The organism is Tannerella forsythia, assembly GCF_001006485.1.
Lineage (GTDB): Bacteria > Bacteroidota > Bacteroidia > Bacteroidales > Tannerellaceae > Tannerella > Tannerella forsythia.
Map to the genome: position 1 here is coordinate 24,064 of NZ_JUET01000070.1, position 21,668 is coordinate 45,731.

At 46.2% G+C, this 21,668-nt stretch carries 9 protein-coding genes; all 9 read right to left on the minus strand.

Annotated elements, in window-relative coordinates; all coding sequences use genetic code 11:
- Window positions 1-16 precede the first annotated feature (16 nt).
- The 9 genes from Tanf_RS05430 to Tanf_RS05470 all read right to left on the minus strand — a co-directional run bounded on the left by Tanf_RS05430 (window position 17) and on the right by Tanf_RS05470 (window position 21,602).
- Window positions 17-1,498 (minus strand): glycoside hydrolase family 28 protein, encoded by a 1,482-nt coding sequence (locus Tanf_RS05430; protein ID WP_046825182.1) that lies wholly within the window; start codon window positions 1,496-1,498, stop codon window positions 17-19.
- Window positions 1,499-1,518: 20 nt separating this feature from the next.
- The gene (locus tag Tanf_RS05435; RefSeq protein WP_046825238.1) at window positions 1,519-4,395 is read right to left on the minus strand and encodes a glycosyl hydrolase; all 2,877 of its coding nucleotides are present in this window, start codon (window positions 4,393-4,395) and stop codon (window positions 1,519-1,521) included.
- Window positions 4,396-4,431: 36 nt separating this feature from the next.
- Entirely contained in the window at window positions 4,432-7,788 is a 3,357-nt protein-coding gene (locus Tanf_RS05440) for a glycosyl hydrolase (protein WP_236684392.1), read from the minus strand.
- A 205-nt stretch (window positions 7,789-7,993) separates the two neighbouring features.
- A complete protein-coding gene (locus tag Tanf_RS05445; RefSeq protein WP_014223948.1) occupies window positions 7,994-9,607 on the minus strand; it encodes a RagB/SusD family nutrient uptake outer membrane protein in 1,614 nt (537 codons plus the stop codon).
- A 20-nt stretch (window positions 9,608-9,627) separates the two neighbouring features.
- The gene (locus tag Tanf_RS05450; RefSeq protein WP_236684393.1) at window positions 9,628-13,413 is read right to left on the minus strand and encodes a SusC/RagA family TonB-linked outer membrane protein; all 3,786 of its coding nucleotides are present in this window, start codon (window positions 13,411-13,413) and stop codon (window positions 9,628-9,630) included.
- Window positions 13,414-13,566: 153 nt separating this feature from the next.
- On the minus strand, window positions 13,567-14,598 hold the full coding sequence (locus Tanf_RS05455) for a FecR family protein (RefSeq protein WP_014223950.1): 1,032 nt from the start codon (window positions 14,596-14,598) through the stop codon (window positions 13,567-13,569).
- 161 nt (window positions 14,599-14,759) lie between these two features.
- On the minus strand, window positions 14,760-16,757 hold the full coding sequence (locus tag Tanf_RS05460; RefSeq protein ID WP_046825183.1) for an alpha/beta hydrolase family protein: 1,998 nt from the start codon (window positions 16,755-16,757) through the stop codon (window positions 14,760-14,762).
- A gap of 15 nt (window positions 16,758-16,772) precedes the next feature.
- Entirely contained in the window at window positions 16,773-18,263 is a 1,491-nt protein-coding gene (locus tag Tanf_RS05465) for a RagB/SusD family nutrient uptake outer membrane protein (RefSeq protein ID WP_046825184.1), read from the minus strand.
- 27 nt (window positions 18,264-18,290) lie between these two features.
- Window positions 18,291-21,602, minus strand: a complete 3,312-nt coding sequence (locus Tanf_RS05470) for a SusC/RagA family TonB-linked outer membrane protein (protein ID WP_052449020.1) — start codon at window positions 21,600-21,602, stop codon at window positions 18,291-18,293.
- Window positions 21,603-21,668 lie beyond the last annotated feature (66 nt).

Below are 21,668 nucleotides of genomic sequence, written 5' to 3' on the forward strand. Positions count from 1 at the left end.
TTTTTCTTCTTCATAATCATGGTTCAACATGTATCCCCGACGAACAGTGACGTACAATTTCGTCTTTATGTGCCGACTCCGGTATGGAAATCTTCATATTTTTAAAGACGGCATTGTGTACATCGTCGAGCACGACGGCCGGGCGATAGTCCGCTTTTTGGGCAACAAACGTCACATTATTGAACCGGATACCCTTAGCATGCCGGATATAAAAGCCCCATGCCGGGAGCTCCTTAAACATCGAAAATTCCGGATACTTATTCTCCATCTCGGGAACACTGTCCAACTCATCCAATCCCACTTTGGCATACAGCGCATTACCCCCTCCTGGATACCGAATTTCGATATTTTCCAACGTCACATTTTCGATGGGGATAGACGGAATACCGGCAATGATACAGGGAGAGACATTACGTGGCAAATCTTCGATCGGGCCTTCGTAACGATAACCGGCATCGGGCTTGGTGGCCGGCACTTCGGCATAGACATTCGATATCCTGATATTTCGCAGACAAGGCCTGTTACGCACCGTGCGAGTTCCCGTACGAAGAAAAATCACATTACCCGTGTTGATCGAAACAAGACTATCCACTGTCACATTGTCTATTACCGCTCCATCGACGGAGGCAAAGGTGATGGCTGAACGATATGTATTGAAGACCGTGTTTTTGACGATACGGATATTGCGAAACCCTCCTGCCGAAACAGTGCCGAATTTGATGCCGCTGGCACTTGTACGCACCGTATTGTTGTAAATGTAAATATTGCTGCATTCGTGGTCGGCACTATGCGACTTCAGGCAGATGCCGTCGTCAGCCGCATCGAAGTAAGAATTTCGGATAATCACGCTATCGCAATCCACGATATCGATTCCGTCGTTGTTCCAATACGCTTTGCTGTCGGTCGTAATTTCTTCGACAAGCATGTTTCGACACTGTTCGTACTGTTGATTCCAGCTTGCCGGATCTTTCAGCAGAATGCCTTGTATATGAATATCCCGGCATCTCTTAAAATAAATATTCTGCGGACGGCGAAATTCGCGAGGACGATCGAGCAACAACGCATCTTCAAAGATGCCGTTATTGATCAGCGAAATCAGATTGTTGGCCACCTCGTACCCCCTTCCGTCAATCACGCCTTGACCTGTAATGCCGATATGGTGCTGCTCGTGCGCTACCACAAGCGCCGTCCAATTCCAGTTCTCACCGATGTCGTAATCGAGCGGATTGGTAGAGCCCAGCAGTACGGCACCTTCTTTCAGGTGAAGCGTAACGTTCGATTTCAGATAAATCGTTCCCGTAAGGTAACGTCCGACAGAGAAAACTAGCCTTCCGCCTCCCTTGTCGTGGATATGGTCGATGGCCTTTTGAATGGAGCGCGTGTTGAGCGTTGCTCCGTCGGACCGGATACCGAACAGCGAAGCATTGTAATCTTTTGCGACGAGTTGATTGCACAGCACAGCCGAGAAACAGAAAATAATTGATTTCAGAATTTTCATTGGAAGCATATTTTAAAAATTTATGAATGGATATACATGGTAACCGGCCCTACCAGTCCCATCGACCGGATCGGCTGATCTTTCGATTTAAGAACGGTAAATTTTTGCGCCGTAAGGTTTTCCTTGAGCGTTTTCATATAATTCCCCATCGTAGTAACGACATGTACTTCGAGTCGGTTGATACCTTTTTTCAGGAAGGGACCGAGGGCGTAAATCCGCCGACCGTACCACTTCACTCCGCACGATTGTCCGTTGAGAAACACTTCACAGACACCATGCACCTTACCGAGATTCAGGCACACGTCCTTTCGGCCGTCCGCCTCAAATGTCCGACGATATACAGCTGTTCCCGTGAAATTGACCCACTCGGTTTCTTTGAGGTCTTTCAGGGTCTCCATCGGGTAAGTTTTCACCCATCCTTCGCGACTGTGGCGTAGCTCGACCTCCCAGACGCCATCAAGCGTACGTTCTTCCTTTCCGCTTGTCGGAAGGGGGTGCCACGGCTTGCCGTGTTTCTCGCGGCTCCATACGATCAGGCATGTTTCCGCCGGCCCCAATTCGAGGGTAATGGTATTTCCTTCAGGATGTATGCGATAACGTTCACCCGTTTCGGTATCCCACACCCACGGGAATCGCCGGGCAGTTATTTCGGCGGCAAAAGTGATATTCGTCGTATAGGACTGATTACGGTGCGTATTCGCAAAGAAGAACAGTTCATCGTGTGCATCGCTGCGATAGCGGTTTTGCGTCACAAAACGGTCAGAATATTCAATATCAAGATAATGAGGGATTCGGTATTGTTGCATCACCTCACGGTACCATTCAAGGAAACGATCGTCTTCAGGCTTGCGAAGCAGGACAAAGCGATCGGGATGTTGTTTCAGCTTCTCCACCCATTGCTTCACCAGCCGGTCTCTTTCGTGAAAATCCTGCAAGCCAAGCGATTTTTCCGGGTATTTCTCTATGCAGAAAATCCGTCCGCCATCAGCTACAAAATCATCTAATTTGGCCAATACTTCCGGATTGATTCCGCTCACCTCGACTAAGAAAAGTGTACCGTAAGCCTTGGAACCGTAGCAGAGCTTTCCGTTCCTGACCGTCGATTCGCGGAGGACAATCTCCGAGGTGTAATCCGCCCCGCCGCCGTTCTTATGAATGGCCTCCCATACAAGCGAGGTGTAGGGAACATTCAGCTTTTCAGGGAACGGATCGGTCTGCACGCCCATTTCGCTCCATAAATCGTACGTAGCCGGGAGGATGGCGATATCGGTGTACATATCGGCGTTCATGAGTACCGACGAGAGACGCGCTTTATAACGGTTCAGATACTTGACGTAAGGCCACCAGTTGTTGTTTTCGTTATGATATGTACCGTATTGCACCCAGCCGGGAAAAGGTGCGTCGGGCGGGGAATAATTAAAACCGTGCCAAACGGAATGAGTCACACCCGACATGATGCTGTGATCGGAGCCGATCTTCAACAGTTCCAATGTGGCGTTAAAAACATCGTAAGTATTTGTCATCTCTTCGCAGCTCACCACTCGCTTACCGGTGAGGTGAGCGGCCGAAGAGACGAATTTATTGATCATCGTGTAAGCTCGTCCTCGGCGATAATCTTCGTCCGGCATCTCTTCGCCCGGCCGATGTTTGAGCCAATTCGTTGTCCACGATTCACCCTCGGGAATGTCGAATTTCAGGCTGCTTTCGAGCGGAAAGAAGCCGCGTCCGTAAGCCTGCGCCCTCGATTGCACGCCCTGCTCCCTGCACCATTGCAGATATGTTTCGGTAAATCGCTCCCGCAGCAACTCAGCTTTGGTCAGTTCGAAATCGAACCGCACGCGATTCAGGATGTCTGCAAACCCGGGTGTTTTCTCCGCCCCATATGTATCATCCACGACCGCCCCCAACCGTCCGACCTTGAACAGGATAAACGGAAGGTAAGGCATCAGATCGTAGCCACGACGTTGCCGAAAAGTTTCCGCCAAATCGTCAGTCCAGTTACATCCTTCCAGCTCCATCGAATCACAGAAGAACGCACGCAGATGTTTTGAGAGCGCACCGTTTTTTTTCCGTATCGTGTCGGACATGCGGTCGAGGTAACTGCGCACGGCCTCCCGATTCATATGATTGAGAATATGTCCTGCTGCACCCGGAGCGCCATTGATGACGGATGCAAAGGAATCGACCTTCACCAGTGCATAAAGCACATGTCTGCCTTCGGGGATTTCGATACGGACAACCTCGTCCCTGCACCGGTCGGAGAAGTCGACGACTTGTTCCAGCCCGCTCATCGGATCGGGAACAACCTGCAGAGAAAGGAGTTCGAACGTACGTGACGGATCAGGTACGGTCACACCGGGATCAACCGCCTTGAAAAGGTGAAAACGTGACGCTTCATACATCATCGGACCTTCGAGTTTCTCGGCATAAACGAGCACCACCTGTGCCCGCTCGGCACCCTGTAATGTCTCAGCACCAAACGGCCACCCCGACCCGACAATCAAATCGCATGTCATTCCGAGACGTTTGGCCTCATCGAAAGCGACTTGCAACATGTCAATCCATTCATCGCCCAGCCACGTAAGCGACTTCTTGCCCAAATCGTCGCCCGACGAAGGAAAAGCGATCGGGTTAATCTCTACGCCGCCCACGCCGGCATCTTTCAGCAGACGAAGCTCCCGGACAATCTCCGACGCCTCAACCTTATTGCCGTTCCACCACCAACGCACAAACGGCGCATAACGTGAAGCGGGATGTTGAAATAAAGCAAACAGTCCGGACGACGTTTGAAGACGCTCTATGGTTTTCGCCCCTGCCTTTACGGTAGAATATGCTCCTCCAGTCAATATGGAGGCAGAAAACAGTGTACTATGCTTTATAAACAGTCTTCGATTCATCATTTTTATTGTATTCGTTTCATTCTGTAATAATTTTCATCGGACTTCTACGAACTCCAACCTTACGGGACCGATCAATCCGGATTCCTGTAAATCTTCTTCTTTTTTCCACCCTTTCCATGTAGAAAAGGAGTATTGCCCAACTCCAGAATCAGGTTTATCGGCAAGCACCCAATCCGGCCAACCATTCGTCTCCGGTACAACGGTCTCATTCCTCAAGTCGCCAATCAAACGATTCACCCATAGAGTCGTTACAGCTATTTCCAACATATTATTTCCAAGGCAGACCATATCTGTAATATCTATTGAAAAAGGTTCTTTCCAAAGAAGTGCAGCTTTTTTTCCGTTCACGAAAATTTCAGCTATATTCCGAACTTTTCCCAGTTGCAATAAAATTCTTAAAGAGCGACCTTTCATTTCTTCAGTGACTACGAACGGATGTCGATAAGTTGCCGTACCGGCAAAGTATCGAATACTATCCGACGAATTTTCACTAAGAGATTCCAATTTACTCAAATGTACTGTATCCGGTGCACCGGAAGCAGGCGGGAAACTTACCTGCCAATCATCGCTTATATCCACAGGAGCATGTACATGACTGACACCTATTTTTTCATTCTTCCAATTATTATCCGTCACAACTACCGTATCCGGCCTTGTAAAAAACAAACGAACCTTATTTCCGACAATGTGCGCTGACACGCCGGACGGATTTTTCTTACGCGTTTTTTCTTCTCCTATCATGAACAAATGAGGAACAGATCCCGGATGAAAAATCACAAAACGAGATTCCTGAGGCAACATCGTTACAGGAATGGTAATATAGTCTCCTTCTCGTTTCCACAAAGCTACCGTATCTATCTTAGCTTTATCCGCATTCCAGCATTCCGGTATTTTATTTCCGCAAATCCTGAATTTTATATCTTGCGAAACCGTTCTACAGCTATCGTTATAAAGAAAAAATATGTCGATATCCCCTTGCCGCCGATGAAGCGTACTGATTCCTGCCGGAGCTTTTACATCGGGAAGAATTCCTATATGATTCATGACAGATAAATAATCAGTACTGTTAATCAATTTTCCTTTACCGATCTTACGAATTTCTCCCTGTTTCGACGCCCCCCATATTTTTTCGACTAATTCATTATATTCATCTGCTTTATCCGACAACGACGGGGAACCCAAAGGACGACGACCCAAGATAACAGCGCCGGAGCGAAGCAAATGATATACGCTTTCCAGTGTTTTCTTCGTAAGATATTTCTCTTCTCCCAGAGATAAACAGGAATAAGTAACTCCCGAAGGAGAAGTAATGCGGTGTTTCCGAACGGTAATATAATCATACAAATCGTCCACACAACAATAATCATAACCATATCCGGCCCATGATAATTCAGGTATCCGGGTATATTTATTAGGATCTGATTCACCGGAAAGGATAAGGATATGAACGACCGGTTCTCCCGATTGCAAAAGAAATTGAGCACGATTTATATAATCGATCCACCCGTTACCGTATTTCCACCATGTATTTGTACGCGACAAATGGGCTCCATGGCGACCTAATGTAAACCCCGGACGGACATTCAGGTACGGTTGATGAACAAATGAATGTGAAATCAGTTTGGAAATACCTTGCGCCCATGCTCTGTCACCATATTCCTTCAACTGTTGAGGGTCTTGAAGCCAGCGACCTTGTTTTTCATCAGTCGTAAACGCTTCTGCCGCCACATATTTTTTCCCGTGAAAATGTCCGGCAGAACGATACAAACACGATATTGGCGTTTTAGAACCGATCCAGAACTCGCCGGAGGGAATATCTGCCTTTCGGGCGCAACGTAAATAATCGAATGATCCGAAATAAGATTCCGTGATAGAGAGCAATCCGTTTTTGTGACATAATTCCGTGAAATAATCATAATAGTTTTCGGCAAACAGTTCAGCGACCGTTCTTTGAAAATCATATAGAAAACGAGCACTTTCAGAAGGTTTCCCGACCACATAACCGACGACGGTCGGCAGATAAGGTCGCAAAGAATACCCGCGACGTTTTAGAAATTCCGTTTCGAATTCTGGCGTCCAATTCTGTCCCCCTGCTTCATAACTATCTATAATGCAATATTTCAACACATTCAGATAACCTATTCGTTCTATTATTTTCGACATCATTCCCTTCCAATGTGCATCTAATCCGTTTTTACTCAATTTATCGCATTCTAATCCGCTTAATGTTGCCGGAGCATTGCATTTTCCGGTTGTCGTATAGCCTATACGCAAAATCGTCCAGTTTCCTCCGGGAGGATTCCACCGCAGTGTCCCGTCAGGAAGCATTTTACCGGACAAATCCAGCATTTTAGTGGGATCAATACCATCGGAAATATAATCCGACACAAAGGGTTTAAAGGAATAACTGTCTTCCATGGCCGAATTTCTACTATCAACATCAGGGATCATAGATGAAGTCAAGAGCCTGATATCATTCAATCTGATGTCGACAGGAGTCATCCATACCCGGTAAGGGCGATGCATAAACGTAATTCTGAAATACCGGAAACTTTCGGTATTTTCTTTCAGACGAATACACTTCGGCGACTGCAAATCCGTACGGATTTTATAATCGAAAGCAGCAACTTCTCGGAAATGAATTCCGTCCATAGAAGCTTCTACTTTCCCTTTGACAAATAAATGAACTTCTCCGAAAGACAACTCTATAAAACGCGCCTCGAACGGCTGTTTATATTTCAACGTTATGACTGCCTCGGTATCCTTTTCTTTGATCGGTAACCGTATGAAAGTCGCTTGGTCATGATCCAGTATTTTATCCGGATCATTTATTGAAAAATCTGCTTCTAATTGTGGTTTTTCATGCGTATTTATATCAGGAAAAGCCAGCACGGCAATATCCCGATAAAAATTGTAACGCGTCTCCGGTTGAGGCAATACGATCTTCTGTAAAGTGTCAGCCGAGACATTCACTTCAGAAGAAACGATCATTTGCATTGCATCTTCCGGTTTAATCCAGGGCCCACCGGATAATGACCATCCCGGACAATTATGAATTCCCAGCTTTAACCCAAGACGTTTCGCCTCTTTCCCGGCATGTTCCAAAAGCGCTAACCATTCCTGACTTAACATTTCCGGATAATGCCCTTCAGGATAAGGACTCGAACCGGTGACAAACAGATGCGCCCCACTGTATCCGATCGCTTTCATCGATGCAAGATCGGCAGTGATACCTTTTTTCGTCACAAACGGACTTGTCCAATGCCACCAAGTTTGAGCATGCCCGTCTGTCGGAGGAGAGAGGAAACCGCTATGCAATTCTTTCAAATTATCCGCATACGCATTCGTCATCCACAAGACAGAAATAAACCAAATTATTTTTATCTTCATCTTTTTAATCAAATGTCCCATCTTTTCAACTTTTCAACTGCCAATCATTTCACACAACTGTGAAGAGACGATTTGCACTACAGGAAAAGAGGATGTGTCAAAACGCTATGTTTGGGCACACCCTCTTCAGGTGTGTAAGAATGGGTAAGCAACGAAGCCGCTCACCCATTATGATTCATCACCCTTTACGAAAGCTCACCCATCGTTAATTTTGTTCGCACAACGGATTATAGAATATCTCATCGTCCGGAATCTGAAGTGTCATATCCTTCACCGGATACGTAAGTTTATTGAGATGATTGGACGAAGAACTTCTATCAACCGGAATATTCCATCTTTTATTATTGTAAAACTCTCGACCGCCTTCGCCCCACAGTTCGATGCGCGTTTGCAACTGTACCATCTGAAGTACCGAAAGGCCTTGCATCGACGGATAATTATCGCAAGTCAAAGACGGGGTGCCTTCTTTTGTACGGGCTTTCAGCAATACATTCAATGTTTCCTTTGCTTCGGCCTCTTTATTCGATTGAGCCAAAGCCTCGGCTTTCATCAATAAAACCTCGGAAGTTCTCATATAATAATCGGTGACGGTACCGACCTTAGTTCTATCCGTAACCGGACTTCCGATGCCATGTGTCGCTGCAAATTTCATACTTGTATAAGCCGGAATATACCCTTCTACATTGTTGGGAGGATAATGATAACTTCCAAAATCGGTTTTGAGAAAAACGTCCTTACGATAATCGTTATCATCTATCTTCTCATACAACCGATTGTCAATACGTTGATATTCTCCGGCTGCTCCTCCGTAGCTCGTACCGAAAGGATTCATCCATGCATTATGCGCCGTCAATGCTTCCCCGACCGGCCAGCCCAGTAACACTTCGGGATTAATGGTATTGTTCAGGAATCCATTCGTTTCAGGTAAAAAGACCGGATTCTTGCTGTCGCCCGTATTCTTACCGCCATACATCTTCTGATCCATCAACACAGGATACTGAGCTAAAATATCGTTACAACTCGAAATCACCGTAGCCCAATCGCCTGTCCAAAGTGCTACTCTAGCCAGAATAAAGTTTGCCACACCTAAATCAATATCGGTGGTAGATTGAGTATATTCTATCTTGGCCGCTTTAAACAAAGAGATCGCTTCAGACAAATCTTTCTTTATGAAGTCATAAGTCTCTTTCGAAGTAGAACGAGGTTTCAATTCTTGAGTAGGCGAATATTTATCGTACAGCATAATTCCCAATTTATCCTTCCCACCCTGTAGATAGGCATCCTGATAATTTTCCATCAGATAATTATATGCAAAAGCACGAACGACCAATGCTCTGGCTTTATAATCTTTCAGATTATCATTACTGTTGACCAACTGATCGTCAGTGATGTAATTCAACAGTTTATTGGCTGTAAAAATACATTTCCAGGCATAATACCAATAAGGAATATTTTTATCGACGGAACTTGCCGTAAAATTCCGAAAATTGTATTCATCGGCTCCGAATGCATTCGTCGTAGCTTTCGTACCGAAAACAATGTCATTACCGAGAAGATTCCTCATGACATCAAGTCCCTGACAGGTATAATAACGCCCATCAGCGCTTCCTTGCCCTTGTATCCCGGAGCTTTTGAACAAGAGAGGCAGTTCATTGGCCATACTTCCCAGCACAATTTTAATCGATTCGCTGTTTCCCGATTCCAGCAATTGCATGATCTGTTCGTCGGTAATCTTGTTTGGAGGCGTTATTTCCAGCTGATCCGCACATCCAAACAGCACAAACGAACATACTAAAATCGTTAATATATTTTTTTTCATCGTTATACGTTTTTTAATGATTAAAAATTCAAATCAATTCCCAACGAGAGAGTTCTCATATATGGAAAAGCATAAGCACCGACTTCCATTCCGCTAACCAACGACATACGCGGGTCAAATCCGGCATGCTTCTTAAACATAAACACATTGTCGGCTGTGGCAAATATCCGAAGTCCGGATATATTTACCTTTTTCGAAAGATGTTCGGGCAATGTATAACCGAATGTTATGTTTTTCACATTCAAATAAGAGGCATCAAACAATGCCATATCACTATACATCCAGCTGCCGATGTTCGCCCCGTTACCATACGTATTGCCATACATGACCATGGGGAAATATGCATCTGTTCTTTCGGGCGTCCAGGTATTACCGAGCAATTCGGCCGATAATGCCGACCCTATATTTTCACTCGAATAAAGGTTCCATCCATATTCAACGCTAAAGAATTTTCCTCCGATCTGATAAGCCAAACTCGACGAAAAATCAAAATTCTTATAATTCAAGGTTGTCGAAAAGCCTCCAATCCATTTTGGGATAGCGCTTCCCATCTCATATCGGTCAGCCAAAGAATAATTTGTTGTCGTGACATCTTCACCCACTTTATAATCTTTAAAGAAACCTTTTTTGTGATCTTGTTCGGTTACCCTGGCATAAAACAACGGTAATCCCGTATTCTGATCCACCCCTCCGTATTTAAAAAAATAGAGATTATAATAATCTTTTCCGACTCCTCTCAGGTAAGATATCTGGTTGGTAGCGGCACCACCAATAGCCCCCCAGCCATCGATACCCGCCGTCCAGTTTCCGTTGAGCTCGGCCGTGCCTACACCTTGCGGCACACTTGTCAGAATCGTTCTGTAATGCATTCCGTTCAATGAAATGCTCCAATAGAGTTCTTTCTTTTTAAGAATATCCACACTCACATCCACTTCAACGCCTCTATTTTTCAATTTTGCCGTATTTTTCTCAAGAGACGACTGCCCCAAAGAATAGGGAATAGGTTGATTCCAGAAAGCATTGACCGTGTTTTTAACAAAATAATCGACAGAAAGGTGTACACGATTCCATAAAGAAAGGTCTGCACCGGCATCCAACGTATGTACATTCTCCCACGTAAGAGCGTCATTTACAAAGTTTCCTTTAGACAAGCGATAATCGGCCGGCGTCCCTGTTCCTCCGGTGGTAGAAGTATAATTCGCACCATAAGACCAAGTTTGATAGCCCGAATAATTGGCAATACCACTCTGATTCCCAATAACGCCATAACTGGCTCTAATCTTCAGGTTATTTAACCAGTCTTTCGTGGATTCCATAAACCGTTCGCCGGTCATTCTCCATCCTCCTCCGACAGACCAGAACGTCCCCCATCGGTTTTTGCTGTATTTGAATTTGGAAGAACCATCCGTTCTTAATGATAATTCAGCGTAGTACTTGTCGTTATACGAATAGTTCAATCTTCCGAAATAACTTTCCATAGCCGTCTTATCCAATGAGCCACCGGGATTTAAGAAGGTACCTCCCACATACCGGCCTGTAAAGTTGGTATAACTGATAAAATCAGGAATCAGCGAATAAGCAGAGCGATAGTATAATCCGTCTGAATTGAACTTATTGAATTCATGCCCGGCCAAGAAATCAATCTGATGCTTATCCAACGTTTTATTGTAATTAAGCAGTTGCTGCGTATTCAGTACGGCAAAATTCTGATATATTTTGCCCAACGCACCCGAAGTACTCTTGGCTTGTCCTGTTTCTTTATTCCAATACCGCGTTCTGATATGTGAAAAACGGTCGTACGAAAGATTCAGGGTCAGCGTAAAATCCTTCAAGAATTTAAGCTCCGCATATCCACGCATGTTAAGGTCATTAGATACAGTCTCATCCTTATCTTTATTGAGAATATCGATCAGATTGGCATTCGTCAATGGACCGTTGGTAGGTCCCAGAGGAGAATACGTTTTATCCGGACCGTCATTCACCTTTTTAGAACCGTCTTCGTTGTAGATAAAATCACCGTTTTTGTCATGCGCAAAGAGGGGCGTCAATTGATTTTGTCCGTTTGCCCATCGGAAAACATTGGCGACTGCAGAGCCGGGATTTCGCCCATAGCGAGTGGCCGGAGACTGTGTTCTCCGGTTCGCATACGCTACATTGGCTCCCACTTTCAACCAATCGAGCAACCGGGCATTCATGTTGGCACGTGCATTGTATCGTTCAAATTCGGAACCACGTATGTATGACGGATCTTCCAGATAACCCAAAGAATAGAAATAATCCACTTTATCTCCTCCGCCGCTTGCGCTTATGTTGTATTCTTGACGCAACTTATTTTCAAAAAAGAAATTATCGTAATTATCCTCATACAACAATTCCGCATTCGGATTCAACCTTCCGTCAGGATTGACCAGATACGCACCGCTCATAGTAGAACTTGCATCAGCTCCTTCACCCGTAGGGGTATAGACTGCTCCGGGAACATTATATAACATATAATTACCTAAAGCATTCTTTTTAAAATCAGTGGTTGACCCCACATAGTCGAACAGGTGCCGACTGGCAAACAAGGCCGCTTCGTCATGAGACATATTGGGATTCGCCACATGAGTCGTATATTTCTGATCACTTTTATACCTCACGGCATTGTAGATTGCAGACCATGCATATTCGTAAATATCTTTTGGTTTTGATATTTTTTGATATTCGAACGGTCCCATTTGGTTTACTCCAAAACGTCCTTCAAAAGATATTCGTGCTTTTCCCTTCGCCCCTTTCTTGGTCGTGACCAGCACCACACCATTCGCACCTCTCGAACCATATAAAGCAGTAGAAGCGGCGTCTTTAAGAATAGTGATATTCTCAATATCTTTGGGATTAATGGAAGACAAGGTATTGTCCGTTTGTGAGGGTACACCATCGATGACAACAAGAGCACTGGAATTATTTTGGCTCGTTGAACCGACTCCTCGAATACGGATTCCCATGTCCAGACCGGGTTGCCCGTCGATAGAAGCAACTTGTATACCCGGAGCCGCCCCTTCCAAAGCTCGTGAGACGGAGGAATTAGACTGTTTAGCAACCAAGGTACGGTCAATAGAAGTAATCGATCCCGTCAAGTCCTTCTTCTTTACCGTGCCATAGGCGACCACCACCACCTCATCCAAAGCTTGCGTATCTTCCCGTAAGGTGATATTCACGGAGGTTCTTCCGGAAACCTGAACCTCTTCGTCTAAATACCCGATATACGACACATGCAGTACGCCGTTCGGCGCCACAGACAACGAGAAACGGCCGTCGGCATCCGTTACCGTACCGTTTGTCGTTCCTTTTTCAACGACATTGGCGCCGATCACCGGCTCGCCCTGCTCATCGACGATCCGGCCGCTGACGGTTTTCTGTTGCTGAGTCTCTTTCACTCCCGGCCTTACTGAAGCACGCATACTCTTGGGCGAGAGCACGATTTGTGTACCCTTAACTTGATAATCCACGTCTCCCGAAGTGAATAAATCGTCCAGAATCGCAGCTACCGGCTTGTTTTTCGCCTGCACGTTCACCCGGCGCTCCACATTGATCAGCCGACTGTTATACAAAAAATAATAATCCGACTTCTCCTCGATAGACTGCAAAACTTCTTCGACCGTGGCATCGCTCATGTCTACCGATATCTTCTGTTTCTGAGGATCAGCCTGCGCTTTCAACAATGAAAGAGACAGCAGACATACCACAAGCAGCATGTCCCTGAGCAGACGGGGAAGTTTACGCAATACGGCACGTTCCCCAAGTGCCTTTTTCAATAAATCATCCATATTTTACACGCTTATTAGATTGTATGTAAGTACTTTTTGCCGCCTTTCCCGATCTATTTTTCACGCCGGCAGCCCTGCACGAAAAATCCTCCTTCTACTTGTTCCTGTTTCCCTTTCCTCCTATCGTTACATTGATTGTTTATGACGGTTGGTTTAATGCATTGTCTTTATGGTAACCGTACGTCGAGTGTACGTATGATTACCGAGTTGTCGCTGTCCGGATATCGTATAGGTCAGAGGCGTCGAGCGTTTGAGCAGATCGAGGATGTCTTCGAGCGATTCGTCCGTAAACGTAGCCGTGTACACATAGTCTTTCAACTTGTCGTCTTCGAGCCGGATCGTCACCCCAAACTTGCGCGAGAGTTTCTCGGCAATATGATCGAGATGCCGACGGCGGAATACCATCTTCCCGTCTTTCCATGCCGTATCGGCATACGTATCGGCCGGCTGTTTCGACATTGTCCCGCTTTCAGGGTGGAACAATGCTTTCTGTCCCGCATCCAGCGTCAGCATGCCCGGCGTTTCAACAGACGATACGTCTACATTCCCGCGTGCCAAAGTCACTTCATAACACGAATCCCCAGGATGAGCACAAACATTAAACTCCGTCCCGTATGCACTCACCTTCATCTGTCCGGGAATAAGCACATCAAAGTGATTCTTCCGGTCTGATGTTACCTTGAAATATGCCTCTCCGGTCAACCTGACTTTCCGCCCCCCCCGACGGGTAAAACGGCTCGGGTATGAAAGTGAGCTGCCGGCATTGAGCCACACCTGACTACCGTCGGGGAGGGTCGTCTGTACCACCATGCCGGGCGACGCCGTGACGGTCAATGTTGCTTCGGGCTGCGAACGCTCCTGCCACGGAATCCACACGTATTGATAAATCAACCACAAAGGCAGTAAAACAGCGGCAGCCGTGCGAGTGACGTTCCACGCCTTGCCAAGAAACAAAGAACGAGTGACCTTGCGCGACACGATTCGCCACGCCGCAGGCGTATCGATATTCCGCTGTTCACTCCGCAGACCGGACAAGCGCCACAGCCGACTCAGGTCAGCAACCGTTTGTCGCAAATCCGCTGAGAGGTTCATCTGCTGCTCGAACATCTGCCGCTCCTCGTCCGGCAATTTTCCTTTGAGATACATCAATATATACAATTCGTCTATGTTGACCGATTCTTTCATTTTCTACTTTTTACCTACTTGACGCTTGATCCGGCAAACACCCTATGATAAATTTGTTTTTTTAAACATCTCCTTAGAAATCGTTTACATTTCAGCATTTCCGAATTGCCTTCGCCTTCTTACCGTTAAGTCTGATAAAAAGCAAATACGGAATCAAGCATTTATCGAACGGTGTCCCATCGGTATAAAGAAGTGTCCCGTCCGATCACATCATCGAGAAAACGAAAACACTCACGATAAAACCGGCGGTTATTATCTATCCCTTTAATGCCGTGCCCCAGCCCTTCAAATTCGACATAACGGTGTGGCCGTTTCAGATGCGTAAGCATACGATGCATCAGGCGTGAACCTTCGACATGGACTCGGTTGTCATGATTGCCATGCAGTAACAACAGTGGCCCTGTGAGGTTCGCAGCATGATACAGAGGAGAGCGCTCGATGAGCCGTGCAGCCTCCTTCTGCGGGTCGCCGGCCTCAAGCCTGGTCCAGTCCGGAATATTAGAATGTGTATGCTGATAGATAATGTCACAGAACCCGGCCGTTTCGATCCCGAAACCAAAACGAAAAGCCCCCTTATGTCCGTTTACTTCACCGGGGAATGTCAACAGGCGCATCGTCGCATAACCTCCATGACTCATCCCAAAGATCCCGATACGTTCAGACGGAATATTCCTTTTTTCGGATATATACGACGCACAATAAATAATGTCAAGAATCTCATTGCCTCCGAGATCTTTGTCATTCATTGCTGCAAAATCGCGTCCAAAGCCTGTGCTTCCTCTCGGCGAAGGACTGAGCACGGTAATACCTGCCGCATTGAAAATTTGATACTCTGCATTGTATCGATTGTCACCACCATAAAAGGATTCGATCATCAGCAACTCCTTTCCCTCAGGAAGCGGGTGCTTCGGTTTATAAAGATAAGCATGCAGCGTGCGTGTTTTGCCCGTGCTCGGATCAACATCAAATGTCGGAATGGAAAGTCGCTCCACATCCGAATGAATTAGTTTGGCATTCAGTTCGTCTGAAAGCTCGAGCACTTCAGAAAGCACCATTTCCTTTTGACCGACCCGAGCATCAATAATCCGAAAGACCACAGATGCCGCATTCGCAAGCAAACGTACACGGTCACCCTGTACGGCACCGATGGATAATGACAAATCCGAGGAATGTTTATACAGGATTTTTCCGGTTGCGATATCCATCAGCATCAACGACGTTTCTACGGGATTGCTTTGCAGAAGAAACAGATATTTCTTCTTACCCACCATCACGAAACGTGCATCGTCTATATCCGATGTGAAACGTGTTACCTGTTCCGTTTTCATCGTCCGACGGTCGAAACGATAGAGGTTCTTATACCCGTCCTGATCGGAGAAAAAGAAACATACGTCATCCGAGAACCATCGCTCCATGACCGAAGTTCCGGCATAACTACCCGGTTTGGAGGGATCAGTAAGCACCGTAGTCTGCTTCGTTTCAGTATCAACATAGATAATGTTTGCATACGTACGGTCGGCATCTTTCAGCGCCAACAACATTAACCCTTTACCTTGAGGTTGCCAACTGATATCGCCCCAAGTGTAACGGAAATCCGGTTTATCCTGACAGACCAGCGTGTCTCTTCCGGTTCGCAGATCAAGCATCCGCAACTCATCCAACCGTTTTTCGTTTTGAGCCAATCGAGCTACATAAGCAATGCGTGTTCTGTCGGGACTGAAATCCCAAGCATAAATATAAGGCACATCGGTAAGTTTTTCGACTCCAGGTGCGAGAAGATTGCAACGGTAAATGTTGATAATCTCCTCGTTCCTTTCGTCTCCGATCCAATACACGTAACCATCTTTCTCATTGTACATGGGTTGCCAGCAATTACGTTTCGAAAAGTCGAGATCAACCGCATCGGTAGCCTTCAAGAAATCTTTTTCTTTCGTAAGATCAAGCCATTGCAATTTATTCTGTTCGGAAGTCTTAAAGAAGAATAACTTCTCCCCGTCCTCACTGAGAGAGAATTGCGAATAAGGGAAATCCTCGAAGAACGGAGCTATATCGACCTGGCGTTTCTGAAATTTCAGGAGCAGATCAGACCTTTTGTGTTGAGCTGACGAGGCCACGCAGACCATCGTCAGCATCATGATAATCCATCGTTTTGTCTTCATTCTTTCGTTTCTTCGCTAATTTCTCCAGTATTCATTCTGATCTTCAGCGGTCAACTGTTTATTATAAAGCATCTCAGTCTCCGGTATCGGCAGCATGAACCGCGGACTGTTTGCCGGCAATTCTTTCACCCCTGCCCATTGGTCTTTACCGGTTCGTTTCAGAGGCATGCTCAAACGTTTGATATCATTTAAAGCAAACCCTTCGCCATAAAGTTCCTTCCGTCTCTCTTGCCAAATCAACTCCACGGTTGCTTCCGTAGGAGTAGCTCCACGGGCTTTCTGCAATATATTCAACACTTTCTTCGCTTCGGCAGCATTACCCAGCCCAAGCTCAGACTCCGCCTTGATCAGATACCCTTCGGCTACGCGGCAGAATGGCGATTCGGCATCGCCGATGTTTTTACGATGTCCGAATTTGCTGATGAAGAAACCGTCTTCTTCATAGGCATAACCGGGGAAGAGTTTACGGCAATCCGAATCTTCGAACATGTCGCGGAACGAAGCACTGGCACGCACTGTACTGTATCCTTTAAGAATATTCTTAGCCTTACCCTCGATATCTTGTGAGGCTATTTTCGCTCCGTACGGATAACCTTCGAATGAAGAGCAATACCAATAGAACGAAGGAATCGAAGCATACAGATTACATGTGTTGGGAGTAAAGTTAAAGAACCAAAGCCATTCTTTGTTTCGGTCTTTGAAACCGGCACGGTATTCGTCCTTTGTCATGAGATTGCTTCCATCATACAAGCCGACAGCATCCGTCGCATATTTAACGGCATTGGCATAATCTCCCATATTCAAATAAGTACGAGCAAGCAACAACGCGGCTCCCCGCCGGTTCACAAACTGTGCATCTTCTCCCGAACAATGCTCGTAAGCATACATCAGATCGGAGAGGATTTGTTTGTAAGCTTCGCGTACGGATGTTCGGGGCACATTACGAGATTCGTCGTTCGAACCCGGTTCGAGGCGCAACAAGATACCTTTCGAATCCGGCTGATCGGTATAAGCCCTCGCAAAGAGCTGTGTTAAAAGTAGAAAGTTATAAGCTCGCAGTCCGTAAGCCTGTGCAATCAGATCTTCTTTTTCAGCGCCTTCAGGCTTTAGCGCCTTGGCATTGATGATAATCGTATTAGCCTGGTCAATGGACTTATACGCATAACGCCAGATATAATTGGCATACCCCGTCCACCACGGACTTATCACAGGTGTTTGGGCATACTGATACGAAAAGACGAGCCAGTTATACGTGGAAAAACCATAGGCTCCACTGGTCATGGTCAAATCTTGCCCCATCACATCGGAAGTAATCGTTGCCAATGTATGATAACGAAAATCTCCTAATTGGGCATACGCTCCCATAAGAGCTGTCCTTGCAGCAACCACCTCCGTCATGATTTGTTCGTCGGAGACGGAGGTCGACGGTTTCTGATTCAACAGATCGTCCGAACAGGAAAAGCATATCGGGAGAACCAGGAAAAGTAACAGATATTTTATTTTCATCTCTTTTGAATTTAAATGATTGTATGATCAAAAAGTCAAATTAAAGCCCATCGTCAATGTCGTGGGCACAGGGATTGCCGTTAAAGTATTGTATCCTCCGATCCCGAAAATATCGATATCGGAATACCCTTTCCAGTCGTCCTTAAACCAGGTAAACAGATTGTCGGCACTGACAAATATTCTCGCTCCTTTCAACACATCCGATACCGGTTTCAGGCCGGAAGGAAGCGTATAAGACAAGGTGACGTTCTTGAGCTTGATATTGGTCGCATCGTAAAGAAAACGAGTGGAGACACCATCCGAAGCATTCGTGTTGTTATTGACATATTTCGGTACATTCGTATTCGTGTTCGACGATGTCCAAGCCTTCAGTTCATCTTTATGCATCTGTGCACCGGCCTGATTACCGTCATGCATAATCTGCGCGTATAACGCATCATAGACCAGCCCTCCCCAACTGTAAGCAAACAATACGGACAAGTCAAATCCCCGGTAAGAAAGATTCGTACTCAAGCCCCCATAGAAATCCGGGGTGGCACGTCCCTGTTTCTCATAAGTGGCCTGACTGTAAACATTCGTCGTACCACGACTCCCTGAAGCATCGATTTTTACCCACTGCGGGTCTCCGTTAACCGGATTGACCCCGGCCCAAGTCGGCATGTAGAATTCATACTGACTATATCCTTTCGACCATATCTTCTTTGTGTTCGAAATGATTTGATCGTCTCCCACAAGGTCTTTAATCTCATCACGTATGGCCGACAAATTAAAATCGATATTCCACTTAAGGGGGGAGTCACGCAAAACATGGGCGCCTAAGGTCAATTCCACACCGTAATTGGCGACCTTCGCCATATTCATCATGATCGATTCAAAACCATTCGATGCAGCAAGCGGATATTTATAAAGCAAATCTTTCGAGCTTTTATAGAAATATTCGGCCGATCCGTAGAAACGATTCAGGAAACGAAAGTCGACACCGACGTTAAACATAGCCTGCTTTTCCCATTTCAAATGCGGATTCGCCAGTTGCGTATGTCCCGTACCGGACGACGTCCCGTAGATGTAGTCGGAGCTGCTATCCCACAACCCTAACGATTGATAACGATCCAGCCCCTGATTATTTCCGGAGGTACCGTAACTTAAGCGTAGCTTGAGCTGATCGAGCCATTCAAAAGACTTCATCAGGTCTTCCTGTTCGATTCTCCAGGATGCTCCCGCGCTCCAGAACGTTCCCCATTTGTTATCAACACCAAAAATCGATGAACCGTCGCTACGCAGACTGACTGAGAAATTATAACGGTCGCTATACGTATATTCAACACGTCCGAAATAAGAGATCAGGGTCTCTTTCGTCGATTTGGACTGAGGACTCAGTGCTGAAGCCCCGGAGCTTAACTCATACATATTATTCAGAGGGAACGTGGTTGCCCCTGCCTCTACTCTCTCATAATCACTCTGCCAATACTCGAAACCCGCCATTGCATTAAGAAGATGCCGTTCCGCGAAACGATTCGTATAGTTCAGCGTATTGGTAAACGTGTACACCAGATCGGTCGTATGATAACGGTCTGCACGTCCGTTATAAGCAGGCCCGTTACCATGTTCTTTATTCCAATATCTCGACTCCGAGTAATGAATATAGTCGGGAGCAAACACAGTCTTGAAGTTTAAGCCCTCATACAGTTTGAAATCAAGAAACGCAGAGGCCAGAAAACGATAGTTTTTACTGCGATTCAAATCCATCTGGGGTATAGCTATCGGATTGAAATCCAACGAGGTCGGATTCGTGAAATTATATTGTTTGTTCCCGGATGAATCGAGGATCGGATTTCCGTCTCTGTCTGTCAGATAGACCGGCACTCCGTTGGGGAACAGTAAAGCGTTGTACAGCGGACTCGCACCGGCACCTCCTCCTACTTCGGAATGCTGTATTGAATGAGAAAACGTGATGTTCATTCCGGCTTTCAACCACGAGGCAACATCCGTCGATATCGTTCCTTTTCCGGAATATCGTTTGTACAAGGCCGAAGGCGTCACTCCCTCCTGGTCGTAATAACCGGCCGAGAAAAAATAATTCGTCTTCTCATTCCCTCCATGAACATTTACATTGTAATCTTGCGTCAACGCCGTTTTAAAGATCTCATCCTGCCAGTCTGTATCGACAATGATCCGCGCGCCGTTTACCAAATTCCCGTTGGCATCGATCGGCTGATCCACATTATACGGATTAAACGTGATGGCCCCTTGAGCAAACGCATTGGCAGAAACGGCTGCTTTTTCAGGACTTTCACCGGCTTCACATTTCTGTTCATAATGCGAAAGCCATTTCATCCGATAGAATTCGGCCGAACTCATCATATCGTAAGCTTTGGGAACAGACGCCAATCCGAATTGGGTATGAAACGAAACGGAAGCCTTGCCCAGCTTTCCGTTTTTCGTGGTTATCAATACCACGCCATTGGCCGCACGCGAACCGTATAAAGAGGCGGCCGAAGCATCCTTCAAGACCGTAACAGACTCGATATCTTGTGGGTTCAACGTAGCCAGAATACTGGATGAGTTGCTGTTATCCTCGGCTAATTTACTGTATTTTGTGTTGGCCGAGATCGGTACTCCGTCCACAACATACAACGGTTCATTCGAAGCATTCAACGAGCCCGAGCCACGAATACGAAACGACGAGGTAGAACCCGGCTGTCCGGAAGCAGACATCACCTGCAATCCGGCTACCTGTCCTTGTAACGATTTATCGAACGAAGCATTGGGACTCTGCAGTTTGGTATGGTCTACACTCGCCGCTGAACCTGTGAATACCGACCTCTTACTCGTACCATACGCAACCACTACCACCTCTTCCAGCGATTTCGTGTCTTCCCGCAAGGTGATATTCACGGAAGTTCTTCCGGAGATCTGAACCTCTTCGTCTAAATACCCGATATACGACACATGCAATACACAGTTCGACGCCACAGACAGTGAAAAACGACCGTCGGCATCCGTCACCGTACCGTTTGTCGTTCCCTTTTCAACGACATTGGCGCCGATCACCGGATCACCCTGCTCGTCGACAATCCGGCCGCTGACGGTTTTCTGTTGCTGAATCTCTTTCGCTACCGACCTTGCCGTTCCATGCATATTCATGGACGAAAGCACGCTTTTTTCTCCGAGGGCCGTGTTCTCCGTCTCCATCAATCTCTTCTGTTTCCAGGGATCGGCCTGCACCTCCGGCAACGAAATGGCCAACAGACATAACACGAGCGACATGCCCCTGATCAAACGGGGAGTTTTACGGAATACGACACATTCCCCAAGTGCCTTTTTCATTGAATCATCCATATTTTCAACTGTTTATCTAATTGTATATAAGTACCTTTTACCGCCTTTTCCTGTCTGTTTTTCATG

Coding starts and splice junctions, on each gene's coding strand:
- Tanf_RS05430 (WP_046825182.1), bottom strand. CDS start 1,498: ATGAAAATTCTGAAATCAATTATTTTCTGTTTCTCGGCTGTGCTGTGC.
- Tanf_RS05435 (WP_046825238.1), bottom strand. CDS start 4,395: ATGAATCGAAGACTGTTTATAAAGCATAGTACACTGTTTTCTGCCTCC.
- Tanf_RS05440 (WP_236684392.1), bottom strand. CDS start 7,788: ATGAAGATAAAAATAATTTGGTTTATTTCTGTCTTGTGGATGACGAAT.
- Tanf_RS05445 (WP_014223948.1), bottom strand. CDS start 9,607: ATGAAAAAAAATATATTAACGATTTTAGTATGTTCGTTTGTGCTGTTT.
- Tanf_RS05450 (WP_236684393.1), bottom strand. CDS start 13,413: ATGGATGATTTATTGAAAAAGGCACTTGGGGAACGTGCCGTATTGCGT.
- Tanf_RS05455 (WP_014223950.1), bottom strand. CDS start 14,598: ATGAAAGAATCGGTCAACATAGACGAATTGTATATATTGATGTATCTC.
- Tanf_RS05460 (WP_046825183.1), bottom strand. CDS start 16,757: ATGAAGACAAAACGATGGATTATCATGATGCTGACGATGGTCTGCGTG.
- Tanf_RS05465 (WP_046825184.1), bottom strand. CDS start 18,263: ATGAAAATAAAATATCTGTTACTTTTCCTGGTTCTCCCGATATGCTTT.
- Tanf_RS05470 (WP_052449020.1), bottom strand. CDS start 21,602: ATGGATGATTCAATGAAAAAGGCACTTGGGGAATGTGTCGTATTCCGT.